17 protein-coding genes and 1 tRNA gene are annotated in these 16,383 nt (G+C 68.7%); 8 read left to right on the top strand and 10 right to left on the bottom strand.

All coding sequences use genetic code 11. The annotated features are described in order from the left end of the window. Nucleotides 1-74 precede the first annotated feature (74 nt). Complete coding sequence (locus QSK30_RS03910) at nt 75-758, top strand: TetR/AcrR family transcriptional regulator (RefSeq protein ID WP_285499589.1); 684 nt, start codon at nt 75-77, stop codon at nt 756-758. Nucleotides 759-846: 88 nt separating this feature from the next. Here QSK30_RS03910 and QSK30_RS03905 read toward each other — a convergent pair whose 3' ends face one another. The 5 genes from QSK30_RS03905 to QSK30_RS03885 all read right to left on the bottom strand — a co-directional run bounded on the left by QSK30_RS03905 (nt 847) and on the right by QSK30_RS03885 (nt 5,750). Continuing rightward, nucleotides 847-1,905 carry an RICIN domain-containing protein gene (locus QSK30_RS03905; RefSeq protein ID WP_285499588.1) on the bottom strand — a complete coding sequence of 353 codons (1,059 nt, stop codon included), beginning with the start codon at nt 1,903-1,905 and terminating at the stop codon, nt 847-849. Nucleotides 1,906-2,038: 133 nt separating this feature from the next. After that, on the bottom strand, nt 2,039-2,941 hold the full coding sequence (locus QSK30_RS03900; protein ID WP_285499903.1) for a carbon-nitrogen hydrolase family protein: 903 nt from the start codon (nt 2,939-2,941) through the stop codon (nt 2,039-2,041). Nucleotides 2,942-2,965: 24 nt separating this feature from the next. Next, on the bottom strand, nt 2,966-3,445 hold the full coding sequence (locus QSK30_RS03895) for a DUF2231 domain-containing protein (protein ID WP_285499587.1): 480 nt from the start codon (nt 3,443-3,445) through the stop codon (nt 2,966-2,968). Nucleotides 3,446-3,509: 64 nt separating this feature from the next. Further along, complete coding sequence (locus tag QSK30_RS03890) at nt 3,510-4,391, bottom strand: alpha/beta fold hydrolase (RefSeq protein WP_285499586.1); 882 nt, start codon at nt 4,389-4,391, stop codon at nt 3,510-3,512. Between the two features lie 15 nt (nt 4,392-4,406). Next, nucleotides 4,407-5,750, bottom strand: coding sequence for a M20/M25/M40 family metallo-hydrolase (locus QSK30_RS03885; protein ID WP_285499584.1), 1,344 nt, complete (start codon nt 5,748-5,750; stop codon nt 4,407-4,409). Nucleotides 5,751-5,850: 100 nt separating this feature from the next. On the opposite strand from QSK30_RS03885, the gene QSK30_RS03880 reads away from it, so the two are divergent. Next, nucleotides 5,851-5,934 (top strand) — tRNA-Leu (locus QSK30_RS03880). On the opposite strand, the gene QSK30_RS03875 is transcribed toward QSK30_RS03880, so the two are convergent. The 4 genes from QSK30_RS03875 to QSK30_RS03860 all read right to left on the bottom strand — a co-directional run bounded on the left by QSK30_RS03875 (nt 5,916) and on the right by QSK30_RS03860 (nt 10,503). After that, the gene (locus QSK30_RS03875) at nt 5,916-7,625 is read right to left on the bottom strand and encodes a recombinase family protein (RefSeq protein ID WP_285499582.1); all 1,710 of its coding nucleotides are present in this window, start codon (nt 7,623-7,625) and stop codon (nt 5,916-5,918) included. The genes QSK30_RS03880 and QSK30_RS03875 overlap by 19 nt on opposite strands. A 177-nt stretch (nt 7,626-7,802) precedes the next feature. Beyond that, a complete protein-coding gene (locus tag QSK30_RS03870) occupies nt 7,803-9,869 on the bottom strand; it encodes an FtsK/SpoIIIE domain-containing protein (protein ID WP_285499581.1) in 2,067 nt (688 codons plus the stop codon). Then, complete coding sequence (locus QSK30_RS03865) at nt 9,866-10,183, bottom strand: hypothetical protein (RefSeq protein WP_285499579.1); 318 nt, start codon at nt 10,181-10,183, stop codon at nt 9,866-9,868. Before QSK30_RS03865 ends, QSK30_RS03870 begins: the two co-directional genes overlap by 4 nt. Continuing rightward, nucleotides 10,180-10,503, bottom strand: coding sequence for a WhiB family transcriptional regulator (locus QSK30_RS03860; RefSeq protein ID WP_285499577.1), 324 nt, complete (start codon nt 10,501-10,503; stop codon nt 10,180-10,182). The genes QSK30_RS03865 and QSK30_RS03860 overlap by 4 nt, the downstream gene beginning before the upstream one ends. 334 nt (nt 10,504-10,837) lie before the next feature. Here QSK30_RS03860 and QSK30_RS03855 point away from each other — a divergent pair, with 334 nt between their 5' ends. The 3 genes from QSK30_RS03855 to QSK30_RS03845 all read left to right on the top strand — a co-directional run bounded on the left by QSK30_RS03855 (nt 10,838) and on the right by QSK30_RS03845 (nt 13,197). Next, a complete protein-coding gene (locus QSK30_RS03855) occupies nt 10,838-11,218 on the top strand; it encodes a helix-turn-helix domain-containing protein (protein WP_285499575.1) in 381 nt (126 codons plus the stop codon). A gap of 105 nt (nt 11,219-11,323) precedes the next feature. Then, nucleotides 11,324-12,847, top strand: coding sequence for a helix-turn-helix domain-containing protein (locus QSK30_RS03850; protein ID WP_285499573.1), 1,524 nt, complete (start codon nt 11,324-11,326; stop codon nt 12,845-12,847). Continuing rightward, complete coding sequence (locus QSK30_RS03845; protein ID WP_285499571.1) at nt 12,844-13,197, top strand: signal peptidase I; 354 nt, start codon at nt 12,844-12,846, stop codon at nt 13,195-13,197. Before QSK30_RS03850 ends, QSK30_RS03845 begins: the two co-directional genes overlap by 4 nt. Here the strand turns inward: QSK30_RS03845 and QSK30_RS03840 are convergent. Next, nucleotides 13,194-14,660 (bottom strand): helix-turn-helix transcriptional regulator, encoded by a 1,467-nt coding sequence (locus QSK30_RS03840; protein ID WP_285499569.1) that lies wholly within the window; start codon nt 14,658-14,660, stop codon nt 13,194-13,196. The genes QSK30_RS03845 and QSK30_RS03840 overlap by 4 nt on opposite strands. A gap of 230 nt (nt 14,661-14,890) precedes the next feature. On the opposite strand from QSK30_RS03840, the gene QSK30_RS03835 reads away from it, so the two are divergent. The 3 genes from QSK30_RS03835 to QSK30_RS03825 all read left to right on the top strand — a co-directional run bounded on the left by QSK30_RS03835 (nt 14,891) and on the right by QSK30_RS03825 (nt 16,230). Beyond that, entirely contained in the window at nt 14,891-15,202 is a 312-nt protein-coding gene (locus tag QSK30_RS03835; protein ID WP_285499568.1) for a hypothetical protein, read from the top strand. Between the two features lie 494 nt (nt 15,203-15,696). After that, on the top strand, nt 15,697-15,915 hold the full coding sequence (locus QSK30_RS03830; RefSeq protein ID WP_285499567.1) for a hypothetical protein: 219 nt from the start codon (nt 15,697-15,699) through the stop codon (nt 15,913-15,915). A 24-nt stretch (nt 15,916-15,939) separates the two neighbouring features. Further along, nucleotides 15,940-16,230 carry a hypothetical protein gene (locus QSK30_RS03825; protein WP_285499566.1) on the top strand — a complete coding sequence of 97 codons (291 nt, stop codon included), beginning with the start codon at nt 15,940-15,942 and terminating at the stop codon, nt 16,228-16,230. Nucleotides 16,231-16,383: the final 153 nt, after the last annotated feature.

Below are 16,383 nucleotides of genomic sequence, written 5' to 3'. Positions count from 1 at the left end.
CACTGTCAACAGCAACAGTGAGATGCTCTAACTTGACTTCGGCGGTATCACGTCGACCAGGGAGGAGCGGGCTCATGACAGACCCGGTTGGCCAGAGCTCGCGGGAGCGCTACCGCGCCCAGGTGCGCGCCGAGATCAAGCAGCACGCGTGGGAGCAGATCGCCGCGGCGGGCGTGCCCGCGCTCTCGCTCAACGCGATCGCCAAGCAGGTCGGCATGAGCGGCCCAGCCCTCTACCGCTACTTCGCCAGCCGCGACGACCTGATCACCGCCCTGATCCGCGACGCCTACCGAAGCCTCGCCGACACCGTCCGGGCCGCGTTCGACTCCGGCACCGACCTGCTCGGGCTGGCCGGCGTCATCCGGGAGTGGGCCCGCGACGACCCGCAGCGGTACTTCCTGATCTACGGCACGCCGGTCCCCGGCTACCACGCGCCCGACGACATCACCGCGATCTCGTTCGAGGTCATGGCGGTCCTGCTCGAAGCCTGCGGCGCCCCGCCCGCGGACACGCGGACAACGCCGTTCGACGCCCACCTGCGGGACCACCGCACGTGGGCCTTCGACCACCCCGCGCCCGCCCCGACCCTGCACCGCGCCCTGTCCTTCTGGACCCGCCTGCACGGCGTGCTCTCCCTCGAGCTGGCCGGCCACTTCACCGGCATGGAGTTCGACCCCGAACTCCTGATCGCCGAAGAACTCGACACCCTCCCCCACGGTGACCGCGGCCTTGACCCTGCCGACCGGGTGAGCGGCTGAGTTCGGCAGCTGCTGCCCCACTGGCTGGGCAGCGCCGAGGGCTCCTGATCCTGTCGGCCCGCGACCGTGCCCCTACGTCTCCCGGGGGTCAGCCCCTGCAGTCGGTGGGCGGGGTCTTGCCCGCCTTGAGCACCAGCGCGCTCAGTTTGTTGTCCGTGCCGTCCTTGGCCGGGATGACGATGGTGGCCTTCTGCGTCCAGCGCCTGCCGTCGATGTCGAGGGTCCAGGTGCCGGTCACCTTCTTCAGCAACGCCGCGCGGGTGACCCAGCCGTACTCACCGGGCTGGAGCTTGATGGTGACGGTGTCCGACACCGCTTCCGACCCGATCCAGGAGTGCGCGTAGTTCGCCTGCACCTGGGTGGTCACTTTGGCCTTGATACCGAGTTCCACGCCGATGTCGGTGGAGACGCTGACGCTGCCGCCCACGGTGTTCTGCCACCCGACGGTGTGCATCCAGGTGCGGGCGTACATCGCCTCGTTCGGGGTGGCGTTCTTGACCAGCTGGCTCACGCACTCGGCGGGGGCCAGGTACGCGGGGTACTTGGTCTTGTCCTCTTTCCAGTCGCAGGTCTGCGGGTTCTTGTCGCAGCGCGCCATCGCGTACCTGGTGGCCAAGTTCTTCGTGCCGGGCAGGGAACTGCCGTCCACACCGAGCCGGAAGGACTGCGTGCTCTCGCCTGCGCGGCAGTCGTCGACGAGGACGAAGCCGTCGCCGTCGAGGGTGAAGCAGCGACCGGTGTCCTCCTGCTCGATGAAGTAGCTGGACAGGTCGGCGGCGAACGGGACCAGGTGCCAGCGCTGGCTGGTCTGCCCGACGCACTCCCACTGGTCGAGGTAACCGTTGGTGCGCCAGACGTCCACGCAGTTCCCGCTGGCCAGGTTGCGGATGCGGAAGGTGAAGTCCGCGTTCTGCTCGACCTTCCAGAACGAGCGGTCGCCGCCGGAGGCCAGGAACCTCAGGTACGAGTGCGCGTCGGCGGGCTTCTCGATGTCCAGGCTGCCCGCACGGGCGTCGCTGGTGATGCGCAGGCAGTTCAGCGATCCCGGGGAGGCGCACCCCGCCTCCGATGCCTGAGCGGGCGCCGCGGCGAAGACGACCGAGGCACTGAGCAGGCACAGGACCGCGCCGAGAACTCTTCCACGCATCGACATCGTCGAGCACCCGCTTCCATCAGGCCACTGCGGAGTCGCCTTCCGATCGTCGAGCCGCGAGGTCGGGTGGGCAATCCCCGAGTCGGGTGCGCGCGTGACACGTTCGGGACGACTCGACTGGGCGTCGTCAATGCCCGTTGAGCCGGTCTCCGGCGGTCGGAGTTCGTGGCGGCGCGGGCGTCACGTCGAGCCGCAGCAGGTCTGGGCGGGCGTAGTGGCCGCTGACGTCGAGGTCGAGGTACGCGCCGTCCAACAGGTCCAGGTCGAGGTCCGTGGTCACGACCTCCGCGCGGTCGAAGACCGGGCCCGCCAGCAGCTCCCCGAACGGGTCGACCACGCAGCTCCCGCCGCGGATCACCGTTGGGCCCGGGACCGGGAAGTCAGGCGGGTAGTCCGCGGCGACGGCGTACTGGTTGGCCGAGAGCACGAAACACCGCCCCTCGACCGCGATGTGCCGCATGGTCGAGGTCCACACGTCCCGCGCGTCGACCGTCGGCGCGCAGTAGAGCTCCACTCCCCGCGCGTAGAGCGCGGCGCGGTAGAGCGGCATGTAGTTCTCCCAGCAGATCGCCAGACCGATCCGCCCGATGTCGGTCGGCACGACGGCGATGTCCGAGGCGTCGCCCTGCCCCCAGATGAGGCGCTCGGCGGCCGTGGGGACGAGCTTGCGGTGGTGCGCCAGCAGGGTCCCGTCCGGTCCGAACAGCAGCGCGGCGCAGTAGAGCGTGTGCCCGGACCGCTCGATCACGCCGACGACCACGTACCGGCCGGCTGCCGCGACCGCGGACCGCAGCCGCTCGAACGACTCGCCCGGCACCTCGATGGCGTTGCGCCGGTAGCGGGCGAACAGCGCGCGCCCCTCAGCCGACCGGTCCCCCACTGGCGCGCCGAAGGTCGCGCCCTTCGGGTACCCGCCGACGAACGCCTCGGGGAACACCACGAGATCGCTTCCCGAGGTCCGCTCGAGCAGGGACTCGAACAGCGCCAACCCCGCGTCCAGGTCGAACAGCGGTGGCGCGGCCTGCACCATCGCCACGTGAAGCATCCGCGTCGCCTATCGGGCGGGCAGGTTCTCGGTGCCGTCCCAGACCGCGCGCGAGCCCGCGTCGCCGACCCGGTAGACGTGGATGCCCGAGGCGACGCCCGCGCCGATGGTCAGCACCGCCAGCACGATCAGCGCCGAGTTCGTCCAGGTCGCGGTCGACCGGGCCGCCGCGGTGTGCACGAGCATCAGCGCCAGCACCACGACGAACAGCGGCAGCACGAACCAGATCAGCCGGTCCCCCAGCTCCTGGTGCGTCTCGATCAGCGGGTTCTGCGGCAGCCTGCGCTCGAGGTTCTCACCGCTCTCGGTCGCGATCGGCGTCAGCGCGGCGCCGACGCCCGCGGCCACCACGACCAGCCAGCCGAAGCGCCTGCGCGCCGCGGGCCACACCGCGATCAGGATGGCCCCCAGCACGGCGAGCGGGATCAGCACCACCACGGCGTGGACGACCAGGGCATGCAAGGGGAGTCCGTTGACGAACTCGGGCATGGGCACCTCCGTTTTCGCGCACAGCAAACCGCGATTGCCCCTACGCGGCCAGTCGACGCGCGGTTCAGCCGCGAAGTGCCGAGTTGATCAACCCGACCAGCCGAGGCAGCACCTGTGCGGCGCCCTCGAGCGGCAGCATGTGCCCGAGTCCGGGCAGCACGACCGCGGTCCCGTCGTCCGCCGAGCGGGCCAGCGCCTCGGCGTGCGCGGCGGGGACGAGCCGGTCGCGGTCGCCGACCACGGCTACCAGCGGCGTGCCCGCGGCGATGGTGAGCGCCGCCGCGCGGTCGTAGCGGTCGAGGCCGGGTCGGAACAGCGCCACGGTGTCCGGCCAGTGCGCGGCGATCATGTCCGCGACCAGCCGGACGTCGTCGGGTTCGGGGTCCTCGCCGAGCAGCAGCCAGCGCAGGCCGGTGGTCTTGGCCTTGTCCAGGCGCTCGGTGACGCGGTTGACGATCCGGCCGCCGAGGACGGCCTTGAGGTCTTGGACGAACCTGCCCACCGTGCTCGGCCAGGCGGTGGAGGTCTCGGCCAGCCAGCCCGCCGCGGTGCCGAGGAACGCGAGCCCGCCGACGCGTTCGGCGAAGAGGTCCTTGTGCCGCGCGGTCAGCGCCATCAGGGTCAGACCGCCCATGCCGTGCCCGACCAAGACCACCCGTCCGTGGGGCAACACCTGGGTGACGAGCTCGGCCAGGTCGTCACCCAGCCGCTCGACAGTGGCGGTGGCCCGGGTGGCGGGTGTGGACGCCCCGTGGCCGCGGTGGTCGTAGGCCAGGACCTGGATCGGGTGGTCGGTCGCTTCGGGGAGCAGGGCGCTGACCTTGTGCCAGACCCGGTGGTCCTGCGCGTAGCTGTGCGACAGGACCACCGTCACCTCGGCGTCGGGGTCTCCGCCCCTGGTCAGGGACAGCTCAGCCCCGTCGGCGAGGACGAGGCGTTCGGTCACCCGGCGATACTAGGGTCAGCTGTTGCGAAGGAACCGGTCGAGAACGCGGGTGCCGAACTTGAGCGCGTCGACCGGCACCCGCTCGTCGACACCGTGGAACAGCGCGGTGAAGTCGAGGTCGGCGGGCAGCCGCAGCGGCGCGAAGCCGAAGCAGCGGATGCCCAGCGTGTGGAAGGCCTTGGCGTCGGTGCCGCCGGAGAGCATGTAGGGCATGGTCTTGGCGCCCGGGTCCTCGGCGGTGATCGAGGCGGTCATGGCGTCGACCAGCGCGCCGTCGAAGGTGGTCTCCACCGGGGGCAGGGTGGAGATCCACTCCCGCTCGACGTCGGGGCCGAGCAGCTCGTCGAGCTCGCGCTCGAAGGCGGCCTGGCGGCCGGGCAGCACCCGGCAGTCGACGACGGCCTCGGCCACCGAGGGGATGACGTTGGCCTTGTACCCGGCGGTGAGCATGGTGGGGTTGGCGGTGTCGCGGATGGTCGCCCCGACCACCCGGGCGACGGCGCCGAGCTTGGCGACCGAGCCGTCGAGGTCCTCCTCGTCGAACTCCATCCCGGTCAGCTCGGTGATGGCGGCGAGGAATTCGCGCACGGAGTCGGTCAGGACCAGCGGGAACTTGTGCGTGCCGAGCTTGGCGACGGCCTGGGTGAGCTTGGTGACCGCGTTGTCCTCGTGCACCATCGAGCCGTGCCCGGCGCGCCCGCGCACCCGCAGCCGCATCCAGGCGATGCCCTTCTCGGCGGTCTCGATCATGTAGGCCCGCACCCCGTCCTTGACGGTGATCGAGAACCCGCCGACCTCGCTGATGGCCTCGGTCGCGCCCTCGAAGAGCTCGGGCCGGTTCTCCACCAGCCACTGCGAGCCGTAGGTCCCCGCGGCCTCCTCATCGGCCAGGAACGCGAAGATCAGGTCCCGCGGCGGCACGATCCCGTCCCGCTTGAACCGGCGGGCCGTCGCCAGGGTCATCCCGAGCATGTCCTTCATGTCGACCGCGCCGCGACCCCAGACGTAGTCGTCCTGCACGGCCCCGGAGAAGGGGTGCACCGACCACTCGGAGGGGTCGGCGGGAACCACGTCGAGGTGCCCGTGCACCAACAGCGCCCCCCGACTCGAGTCGGCCCCCTCGAGCCGGACGATGACGTTGCCCCGGCCCTTGGCCCCGGACTCGACATAGGTGATGTCATAGCCGACATCGGTCAGTTTCTCGGCCACGTACTCGGCGGCGACCCGCTCACCGACGACGGTCGCGGGGTCCCCGGTGTTGGTCGTGTCGATCCGGATCAGCTCACTGGTCAGCGAGACCGACTCCTCCTCGGCCAGACTGGTGTCGTGGGGCTGGTCTGCACTCTGCTGCTGCGTCACCCCGCCTTCCTACCACCCCCCTCGCCAGGCGAGCGCCCCGGTTTGGGACAGGCAGGCGCGGTCGGATAAGGTATGCCCACACCACGCGGGGCTCCCGCGAGTCCGGGTGGCGGAATGGCAGACGCGCTAGCTTGAGGTGCTAGTGCCCTTAACGGGCGTGGGGGTTCAAGTCCCCCCTCGGACACACGCACTAGCTACACGGGGGCAGGCCGTCACATCGATGGCCTGCTCTTCTGGTTTGTAGACCATGCTCAGGTCCAGTTCCCGGTACAGGCGGTTCAACCCTTCCGGCTTGGCGTCCTTGAGGGTGGCGCCGATGTCGCCGAGTGAGTCGATCATCGCGTAGATCTCCGCAGGGTCCAGCGCGCCACTTGCCGGGGCGTTGTCGATCTCGGCCTGCGCCGCCGCCCTCTCCGCTTGCGCCTGGTTGATCGCCTCGACCATCGCCGTCGGGTCCACTCCCGCCGCGATCGCGGCCTGGAACCGCCGCAAGCGACCCTCCGCGTCCGCCTTCCGAGCCTTCGCGTCCTCACGGCTCGCTCGGCCCGTCACGTCCGGTTGTGCGCCCAGCAGGGTCGCCACGGTGTGGTCGACGTTGTCCGGGTGGAACAGACCACCGATCCAGTCGTTGACCACATCCACCACCGCGTCCTCACGCAGGTTGACCGTCTTCGGATGTCCGGCCAACGCCGCCGAACCCGGCGCCATCGTGCGGGCGGTGCACCGGTAGTAGGCGCCCCTGCGGATCGTGGCGCCCTGCATCTTCCGGTGGCACACCCCGCACCGCACGATGCCCCGCAAGAGGTAGGTACGCGCCGCGGCGTTCGGGCCGCGTTCGGCCTTGCGGGCGGTGTCCAACCCGCCGGCCGACTTCGCCCGGCGCCTCAACTGGACCTCGGTGAACCTCTCCACCGACACGATCTCCGGGTGCGCCTGCTCCCGCGACCGCACGATCCGGTCCGGGCTGGCACGGCGGAACCGGGTCACGTGCCCCGCGGCCACATCGTCGGGGTCCATCAGCATCTCGTGTTTGGCCCACCGACCGAACACCGCGTAACCGGTGTAGCGCGGATTATCCAGAATCGCGCGCACAGTGCTGCCTTGCCAACCATCCGCGAGCCTGTGCCGATTCTGCTCCGGCCTATTCGCCGACGGACACGCCACACCTTCCCGATTCAACAAGGTCGCGATAGCCCGATCGCCATTGCCATCCAGGTACTCCGCGAAAATCCGGCGCACCACCTCGGCGCGTGGCTCATCCACGGTCAACACCCGCAGCCGGAACCCCTCCGCGGCCTTACGCGGGTTCGGGTGCGGCCCGGCGTCGACCACCAGGTAGCCATACGGAGCCCGCCCGCCCTGGTGACGCCCCTCGTTGACCACCTGAGCGTCCATCGCAGCCCGCACCCTGGCCTGGACATGCTGCCGCTCGGACTCGCTCATGCCCCCAAGCACGCTCATCAGCATCTTGTGCGAGGGATTGCGCGGGTCGAACTTCCCGCCGAGTTCCGGAACCCACAGGTCAACCCCATACGCCGCGAACCGGGGTGCGATCAGGGAGAACTGATTCCCGAACCAACACCGAGTGCCCTCACCCACCACCACACCCGTCCACGTCCGCCCCGGGTCCTTGAGCGCCGCCAGCAACCGCGCCCCAGCCTCCCGCCGCTCCCACGGCACCGACCGCGACTGCCCGATGTCGAAGAACTCGGCCACGATCCGCCCACCCAGCGGCCCCACGAACTTCGCCGCGTTGCCCTGCTGCCACCCCAACGACGTCTCCGGGTCCTGGTTGTCCTCGGTCGAGCACCGCCCGTAGAAGGCCAACGCCCCGACGCGCTCGTCCACGACGTGCGCCACGATCTCGATCCCCATGAGGTCATCGAGCGTCGCCCACGGGTTCAAGCTGATTTCACGAGTCACGGTCAACCTCTTCGTCCAGCAGTTCGACAGTGGTCAGCTCGACCAGTATGGCAAGAAGAGTTCGACTCGCGCGCTGATTGAGCACGGGAATTTCGGTGGGGAGTCGCACGGTGGTCTCCTCGGCCCTGCTCACGACTCGCTCGGTCCGGCGTCGACAGGAGCGCTGAAATCACCACGAGATGCCTGCTCGACCGCCGCGCGGATGTCGCTGGTGAGGTAGCCGCGTACCCGTCTGACCTCGCCGTCCTCCATAGGTGTCCGGTTGCGCAGCGGCTTGCACCCCAGCCCGACCATCTGCCGGGCGAACGCTGTCGGCTCGACCTCCAGCGCCTCCACCAACTCCGCGGTCGGCACGAACTCGCGCGCCTCCAGGTCATCACCCAGGTAAGCCACCACCGCCGCCAACGGCTCCGGCAACCCACCCGGCCACCACACCGGCCCACCAGCACCCGTACCGGCCCCGATCGCCTTCGCCGCCGCCGTGTGATCGAGGACCAGGGCCGTGTCCTGCCCAGCGGCCTGACCGGTCAGCGTCCCTTCGGCTTCCCGCAGCTCCCGGCCGCGAGCGCAGATGGTGCGCCAATCCTCATTCGGCATGTAGAACGTCCGCACCGTCACCGCCAGCACATCCGCCCCGGCCTGGGTCTCCCCGTCCGGCCGCAGGATGCCCACACCCTTGTGCGACGCCAACAGCCGACTGCTGTCATACCCACGGGTGTTCATCTGCTCCCCGAGCACGATGTTCGAGTCCCGCCAGTCCATCACCCGCAACGCGAACCGCGACCCCAACACCGCCCGCAACCCCGACGGAATCGTCTTCGAGTCCGGCCGCTGCGTCGCCAACACCAGCACGATCCCCGCCGCAGGACCCTTCTTCGCCAACCACGTCAGCAACTCCCCGACGTACTCACCGGCCGCCAGCCGCCGATCGTGCACCCGAACCGGCGTCCGGTCCTCCAACGGCACCTGCACCTCATCCACGAACAACGCCGTGATCGGCATGTCCCGCGACATCGCCGGAGTCACCTTCGACTCCGGACACACCACGTCGTCCAACGCACGCATCCGCCGGAACCGGCCCTGCACCTCGGACACCAGCTCGATCAACCAGCCCACCAGCGCCAACACGTGCTCCGGGTCATCCCCCGACATGAACCGGTGCGCCACCTGCCCAGCGGCGTCCCAGTCCTTCCCGGCCTTGAAATCCGCCACATACAGACGCGTGAACGGGTCCAGGATCAACCCCGCCGCAGCCAACCGAGCCGCGAACGTCTTGCCTTGCCTGGGAATCGCACCCACCAGAACGGACGTCCACACCAGCGGCAAGTCCACCCGCCGATCCCGCGCGTCCCGCCCGAACGGCACCGGCCGCCACGCGTCCCACCGCTCCACATCCAACAACGGCGTCCGCACCGGTGGTGTCGCGTACGGATCGGCATCGGCAACCCACATCGCCACCCGACCAGCGTGCCCACCGTTGCCGCGCACCCGCTCCACGCTGAGCTGTACCTCATCCACAGCCAGCGCCGACGCCAACGCCTCCCGGTTCTTGATCACATCGGTCGCCTTGCGCGTCGCCGGCAGGTCCACCGTGACCGCCCACCCAGCACCGGCCCGCGTCGCCCGCTCCACCAACCGCAGCGACTCGTCCTTGCCGATCAGCTTCGCGTCACGGAACGCATCGATGAGCACCTGCGGGTCCATCGTCCAGGTCAACGCCCGCGGCCCCGCCAACACCGCCCGCCGCCCCGGACTCCCCTCACGCCGCCGTCCCAGCACAGCCAAGACCACGGCCACCAGCCCCAGCACGACCCACAGCACCCCGTACAGCAGGTCCAGCACGGCCACGACCACCGCAGCGACCACCAGGACAGCCGCGGTCACCTTCCACCGGAACAGCGTCAACGCTCGGATCGTCTCGAACTTGTCCGCCAACTTCTCCGACTGCTCCGCGGCATCCCGGTAGTCCCGCACCGTCACCCACCGACGCCACCACCGCGCCACCATCACCAGCCCGCGCACCACAGCACCCAGCACCGCCCACGGCGCCCGCACCACGACCGCCACCAGATCCCGCCAGCTCTTCAGCCACACCGGCACCCACGGCGACCGCATCCACCACGACACCCTCGGCCGCACCGGCGCAGACTCCACCAGCTCCGCGTCCAGCGCGGCCCTCACCAGCTCCCCGCTCATCGCCGCCGCCGCGAGTTGTCCACCGTCGTCACCGTCAACGCCCGAGTGAGCGCATAGGCCGCGAACAGCGCTGGCAACCCGAGCACCGCCAGCAACAACCACGGGCCACCCTGATGCGTGATGACGACCCACTGAACGGCCACGATCAGCCCCGCGTTGAACAGCACCCGCCCCACCAGCGACACCAACCGCGCACCACCGCGCGCGGCCTCAGCCGCCGCCTTCGCCCGTCGAGCCCCAGCCCGCCAGACCAGGAACAACACCACCAGCCCGCCACCACCAGCGAGCACCTGCGTCACCGTCAGATTGATCATGCGAGTGGCCCCCGCTCGACCCGCTCACCACGACGCAACCAGAACGGGTACAGCGCGCGCCGGTCCTCATCCCCCAGCCCGCCCCACACGCCCACCGTGTCCGCCCCCGCGGTCCGCAACTCCAGCTCCAGGCACTCGTCCCGAACCGAGCACCCCGAGCACAGCTCCGCAGCCACCTCCCGATCGGTCCCCGACCAGTCCGGCGGGTCCGTCGTCCACTCGCCTTCCCGCCGCACGACCTCGTCCAACACCTCAGTCGGCACCCAGCGCAGCCGATCCAGCCGCCACGCGATCCCGATCAACCGCAGCTCAGTGCTCACGTCGCACCCCCGCGGCGTCGAGCCACCGCGATATCTCGCAACCGGGCACCACCAGGCGCCCATGCCGCCGCGCCGTCCGCAGCGACCCCCGCCGGATCGCCCGACGCACCCGCCACAGCGGAGCACCGAGAATCCAAGCCGTCTCGTGAATGGTGTGAAAGGCCGATCGCCCGGCCGTGGACATAGCGGTGCTCATGGTGGAAGTCCTCAGTACTGAGACGGGATGATTTCGTCCCGAGAAGTGGTCTGATCTGCCGGGGCGAATGCCCACACGGCAGCGGGTCAAGAACGGAACCGCTAATCTCAGCCCCGAAGGCGGAGCACGGAGGAATACGTGTCGGAAGACTGGTCGGCAGTCGCGAGCGTCATCAACGACCGCGTGACAGCGCTCGGCTGGCGCCAACGCGAACTTGCCGAACGCTCCCACGTCTCGCAGGCCATCGTCCGCGAACTGCAACACCACACCGTCGAACGCCGCCGCAGCGCCCGCACCCTCGAAGCCCTCTCGACCACACTCGGCCTGCACCCCGAACACCTCAGCGCCGTGCTCGAAGGCCGAATCCCGCCGCGCACTGATGAACGCGTCGACACCGAGAACCGTGTCCTGTCGCGTTTGGACTCGCTCGAACGGCGACTCACCGAGGTCACCGAACAGCTCAACACCATGCAACGCGACCTGAGCGACGTCGCCCGGCACGTCCGGCGCAAGCGGTGAGATCCAGGTGATTTCCATACCCATAATTCAAGGGCGATTCACCACGAATCCCCATGCACAAGCACCGCAGAACCACCGCACAAACGCCGCACAAACGGGAATCCGATGACCCGGGCTAGCGCCTGGACCGGCCGCACGGCGTGCGCTCTGCAGGACGCGCTACGCCTCAGTCAGGAAGCATTCGCCGCACACCTTGGCATATCCGCCCGCACCGTCGCCGCCTGGCACCAGAAACCCACGGCAAAACCGCAATCGGAAATGCAACAGCTCCTCGACACAGCGCTCGACCGGGCCACACCCGCCGCCAAAGCCCGCTTCACAGCCCTGACCACGACGGCCCCCAGCCCCACCCACGACCGACTCGCAGGCGACCCCAACATCGGCGCCGCCCTCGACTGGCTCGACCGCCACGCCGGATGGCAAGCCGGAACAGCCCGCCACCGCGTAGCCGCCCGCACCACCGAGCTGACCACCCACGACATCCAAGACCGCGGCCACCGCCGCGCCCAAGTCACCCAAGCCGACGTCGCCGCAGCCCTCACCGAGTACTACGGCGACCACGGCCTCTACCGCGCCCGATTCGGCGACCAGCACTTCGCCACCAGCATCCACACCCGCCCGACCTGGCTCGACCTCGCGTGCCCACTGCTCCCCCGCCACGACCGCCTACGCGCCACCACCAGCATCCCCGACGTGCCGCTCGGCCTGGACGAACAAGCCGCCACCGCCGCAGTGAACCGACTCGCCGAAACCCTCACCCTCGGCGTCCGCCTGGTCGACAGCCCGCTGTATCGGTTGACCAGTATCGACATCGGCCCGCAGACCATCGGCGGCACCGCGGGCATCGCCCCGTTCGTCGAGTACGCGCTCACGATGGATCTACTCGAAGGCGAACTGATCGACGCCCTCACCACCGGAACACGGTCCCAGCCTCTGCGCGACCGCTACCTACCGGACACATCCACGCTGCTCAACGTCGCCAACCGACTCTGCGCAGGTGGAGCCCTGGCCCTGACCGCCATCGCCCGACCCGCCGACCCCTTCCGCGGCGAAGCCGACTACCTGCTGCTCGTCCAAGAGCGCTCCGGCCACGTCGTCAACGCCGCCCGCCGCCTCGCGGTGATCCCGAAGGGCTTCCACCAGCCCATCACCGACGTCCGCGCCGACGCCCAGGTAGGCGCCACCCTGCGGCGCGAGATGGAAGAGGAACTGTTCGGCCGCGCCGACATCGACAGCACCATCGGCGACCAACGCAGCGCCGACCCCATGCACCCCACCCGCCTCTCCGAGCCCCTGCGCTGGCTCACCGCAGCACCCGGCCGTCTGCGCATGGAATGCACCGCCTTCGGCCTCAACCTGGTCAGCGGAAACTACGAATACGCCAGCCTCATCGTCATCGAAGACGAACAATTCTGGGACCAGTTCGGCGGAATGGTCGAAGCCAACTGGGAATCGTCAGCACTGCGCCGCTACTCCACCCAAGACCCAGACCTCGTAGGCGAACTATTGGGTGATGTAGCGTGGAGCAACGAAGGACTCTTCGCCATGCTGCAAGGACTCCGACGCCTCACCGAAACCGGAGGCGAACGAGTGAACATGCCACCAATCGAATGGGAGATCGGCAAGTGAGCCACGGTTGGTCCAGCGGAAACGCCGCAGACGACACCACCGAGACCCGCGGCTGGCTGGTCGGCCACTTCATCGACCCGTCCCAGGGCATCCGCGCCTCGAAGGATGTCGAGGTCAAGTGGGGCACCCACCCCGAAGGCGACAAACGCCCCGAGTGGACCTCCGACGACCAGCGAACCACCCTGGTCATCCTGGTCGAAGGCCACTTCCGCGTGGACCTCACCGAAGGCACCAAGACCATGACCCGTCCCGGCGACTACATCATGTGGGGTGCGGGCATCGACCACTCATGGGAAGCCCTGGCACCGTCCATCGTCATGACCGTCCGCTGGCCATCCGCGACCAACTAGTCCACCCGCCACTCAACCGCAGGCAAACCCACACGCTCCCCACCGACCTCACGCAGCCGCCTGACCCCCTGCAGGAACGCGAACAACCCTTCGTTGCTCCACGACTCGTCCCTTGCCAAATGCTCCACAGAATCGGCATCCAACGACGAATAGAGCCGCAACCCCGCAGACTCCCAATTCGCCTCGATCTGCCCACCGAACCGCGTCCAGAACTCGTCATCCTCGATGACGACCAGGCAAGCGAACTCGTAGTTGCCGCTCACCAGATTCAGCCCGAACCCGGTGCACTCCATCCGCAACCGCCCGGGCACCTCGGTCAACCACCGCATCGGCTCAGACAACCGCGACCGATGCATCGGCGCCGCAGCCCGCTGCGCACCCCCAGTGCTGTCCAACTCCCCGCGGCCGAACAACTCCTCTTCCATCTCCCGCAGCAACGTCGCCCCGATCCGCGCATCAGCACGCACATCGTTCAACGGCGCATGAAACCCCTTCGGAATCACCGCCAACCGCCCGACCGCGTTCACCACCTCAGCCGACCGCTCCTGCACCAGCAGCGCATAGTCCGGCTCCCCCGTGTACGGATCACCTGGTCGAGCCACCGCACACAGTGCAAGCACGCCACCCGCACACAAGCGTCCCTCCAGCCCGAACACCGACGCCAGATCAGGCAGCAACCCGTCCCGCAACGGCAGCTCGTCCCGCTCCTCCGCGAGCGCGTCAACCAACTCCCGCTCCAACAGATCCACCGTCAACGCGTAGTCCAGGAACGACGCGACCTCGACCCGCCCCCGGATCACGGCAGGTCCCGGCTCGACACCGACCAGCCGATACATCGGCGCGTCAGCCAGCCGCGCACCTCCAGCAACAGCCTCAGCCAGCCGCCGAACAGCCACGTCGGCCGCGCGCTCATCTAGCACCACAGGGTCCGGTGACGCGGCCAGCGACAACGCCATGTCGTCCCCTCCGGCTCCCAGCGGACACGCAAGATCCAGCCACTCCGCCCGAGTCACCACGCTGGTCGCCAACTCAGTCCCACCCACGCCGACCACGTACCGACCCCCGTCGCCGTAGTAACGACTCAACGCATCTGCGACCGCCCCACGCCCAACCGACTCGCCCCGCCGCGGCAGACCCGCCAGCGCAGCCCCGACCCGACGACGACCAGTGCCATCCACCCACCCGGCACGATCATCAAGCCACCGAAAAGCACCGTCCAAATCGGCCCGATCAATCGCCACCGGCTCATCAGAACCGTCCACAAGGACGTTCAACTCAGCCGTCGTCTGCTGCAGCAAGTGCGCCAATTTCGGCCGAACATACGGCTGCGGAGTGTGCTGCCCAGTCTCCCACGCGATCACCGTCTTACGATCGACCCGCAACGCCTCAGCAAGCTGCTCCTGCGTCAGCCCTGCCGCTTTACGCGCGGCAGCCAGCTCCACCCGCCGACGAACAGCACCCATACAGGCCACCTCCAGCAATCCCGCTGCCACCACCGTAACAGCCGAAATCGACCAAACGTAGCCCAACCAGCCACAACCCGACCCGCACCCGACACGTTCCGGACCTGAACTCCATGGTCACCACCTCATCGAGTCGATTGACTGCACTGGCACCCGGAAGCGACCACGGAAATGCCCCTTCCACCCCCGCCCCAGGTGCCCCACTCAATTTGACTACGGGAGACACCACCGTGACCCCACCCGCTCGCCCGACCCCGGACAACACGCCCATCGCACCTCCCGGCGGCGACGCCCACATGCTGTCCCGCACGCCCCAGACCACGGCGCCCGCGGACCCCAGCACCCCGTGGCCGTCATTCGTCCCCTCACTCGTCGACGACCTCCGCGACCTGATCCGCTACGCCAACGAGGTACTGGACTCCATCACCGAAGGCACCTTCGACAAGGGCCTAGAGATCGACAACCTCGACTCCACCGCCTACGGCGTCATCGAAGCCTGCCGCTGGCTCCAGGTCCACCAGAAGACCCCACCAACCGCCTAACCCTCTCGGCCTGTGCAGTCAGCCTCTGCACCCGCCGCCGCCGGCCTCCCGCACCACGGCCCGCGCCGAGTGCCGACTCCCGGGAGCCTCGGCGCCGCTTGGACACGTCCGATCCCTTCCGACTCCCTGACCTTGAACAGAGCCCCATTGGGACAGCGGGACAGGACTGCCAGCCACCTGTCCCAACCCCATCTCCCCTGGTGGAAGCACCATTTCACCCGTCCCATCAATCAGCGATCAACGGACGGCCACCGGCTTCCCTAGGAGGTGACGCCCGGTATCCCGTCCCGCTAGATGAAGACCACCGCGAGCGTCATCACAGCCGACTCCGCCACCTAGCGCCTCATCGAGCCTGCCGCTGGCCCCAGATCCACCAAGCCAAGCCGACCACGAGCGCGTCCGCTCCCGGTCGGCCACCTCGCAGCACCCGGCGCCCCACCCCCATGCCCCGGCCACCGGCGCCGGGTGCTGCCCCACACCCCAGGTGAACCACCGTGACCACGAGCTGCACCAAGACCATCAACACCCCGCCGCCCCCGGAAACCGCCTTCGTCCACGGCAACCTCATCGACGTCGCCGTCTACGCCCGCACCCTCTCCGACCACCTCGGCACCGGAACCGCCACCACTACCGACATCCACAACCTCGAACACGCCTACACCCTCGCCATCAACGCCTCCCGATGGCTCATCACCACTCCGCAAACCCCCTAACCCGCACCCACGAAAGCCACGCCCATGGCCACCACCACCGCCCCCGCCACCCACCCCGACGACGACGACTGGAACGAGGAAAGCCAACTCTGCGCCAACCTCTCCACCGCCAACACCCACATCACCCGCTACATCCTCCGCCACCTCGACGCCGACGCCGGACGCACAACCCCCACCCCACCCCACGACGAACACCACCTCGGCCGAACCCTCATCAACCTCGGCAACCGCCTCGCAACCCGCGCCCTCAACCGCAGAGTCAACACCGTCTGGAACACTTTCTATGTCATCAATCCGCCATCAGATGGCCAGTAGTCGTGGACAAATTGGTCAAATCAGTCTGCGTAGTTGTTGCACAAAGCGACCATGCTTGGAAACGCAATCTCTGCCAGCGGCTAACGGCCCATTGGTCAGCAACTTGTCAGAAGTATGTCGAGAGCGCAGGTTGCCAACAAGGTGAGATCATCC

The sequence above is a fragment of the Actinokineospora sp. NBRC 105648 genome, from assembly GCF_030269645.1.
Lineage (GTDB): Bacteria > Actinomycetota > Actinomycetes > Mycobacteriales > Pseudonocardiaceae > Actinokineospora.
Note: the sequence above shows the minus strand (reverse complement) of the source record. Positions and strands in the feature narration are given on the sequence as shown.

Coding starts and splice junctions, on each gene's coding strand:
- QSK30_RS03910 (WP_285499589.1), top strand. CDS start 75: ATGACAGACCCGGTTGGCCAGAGCTCGCGGGAGCGCTACCGCGCCCAG.
- QSK30_RS03905 (WP_285499588.1), bottom strand. CDS start 1,905: ATGCGTGGAAGAGTTCTCGGCGCGGTCCTGTGCCTGCTCAGTGCCTCG.
- QSK30_RS03900 (WP_285499903.1), bottom strand. CDS start 2,941: ATGGTGCAGGCCGCGCCACCGCTGTTCGACCTGGACGCGGGGTTGGCG.
- QSK30_RS03895 (WP_285499587.1), bottom strand. CDS start 3,445: ATGCCCGAGTTCGTCAACGGACTCCCCTTGCATGCCCTGGTCGTCCAC.
- QSK30_RS03875 (WP_285499582.1), bottom strand. CDS start 7,625: ATGGGGATCGAGATCGTGGCGCACGTCGTGGACGAGCGCGTCGGGGCG.
- QSK30_RS03870 (WP_285499581.1), bottom strand. CDS start 9,869: ATGAGCGGGGAGCTGGTGAGGGCCGCGCTGGACGCGGAGCTGGTGGAG.
- QSK30_RS03865 (WP_285499579.1), bottom strand. CDS start 10,183: ATGATCAATCTGACGGTGACGCAGGTGCTCGCTGGTGGTGGCGGGCTG.
- QSK30_RS03850 (WP_285499573.1), top strand. CDS start 11,324: ATGACCCGGGCTAGCGCCTGGACCGGCCGCACGGCGTGCGCTCTGCAG.
- QSK30_RS03840 (WP_285499569.1), bottom strand. CDS start 14,660: ATGGGTGCTGTTCGTCGGCGGGTGGAGCTGGCTGCCGCGCGTAAAGCG.
- QSK30_RS03825 (WP_285499566.1), top strand. CDS start 15,940: ATGGCCACCACCACCGCCCCCGCCACCCACCCCGACGACGACGACTGG.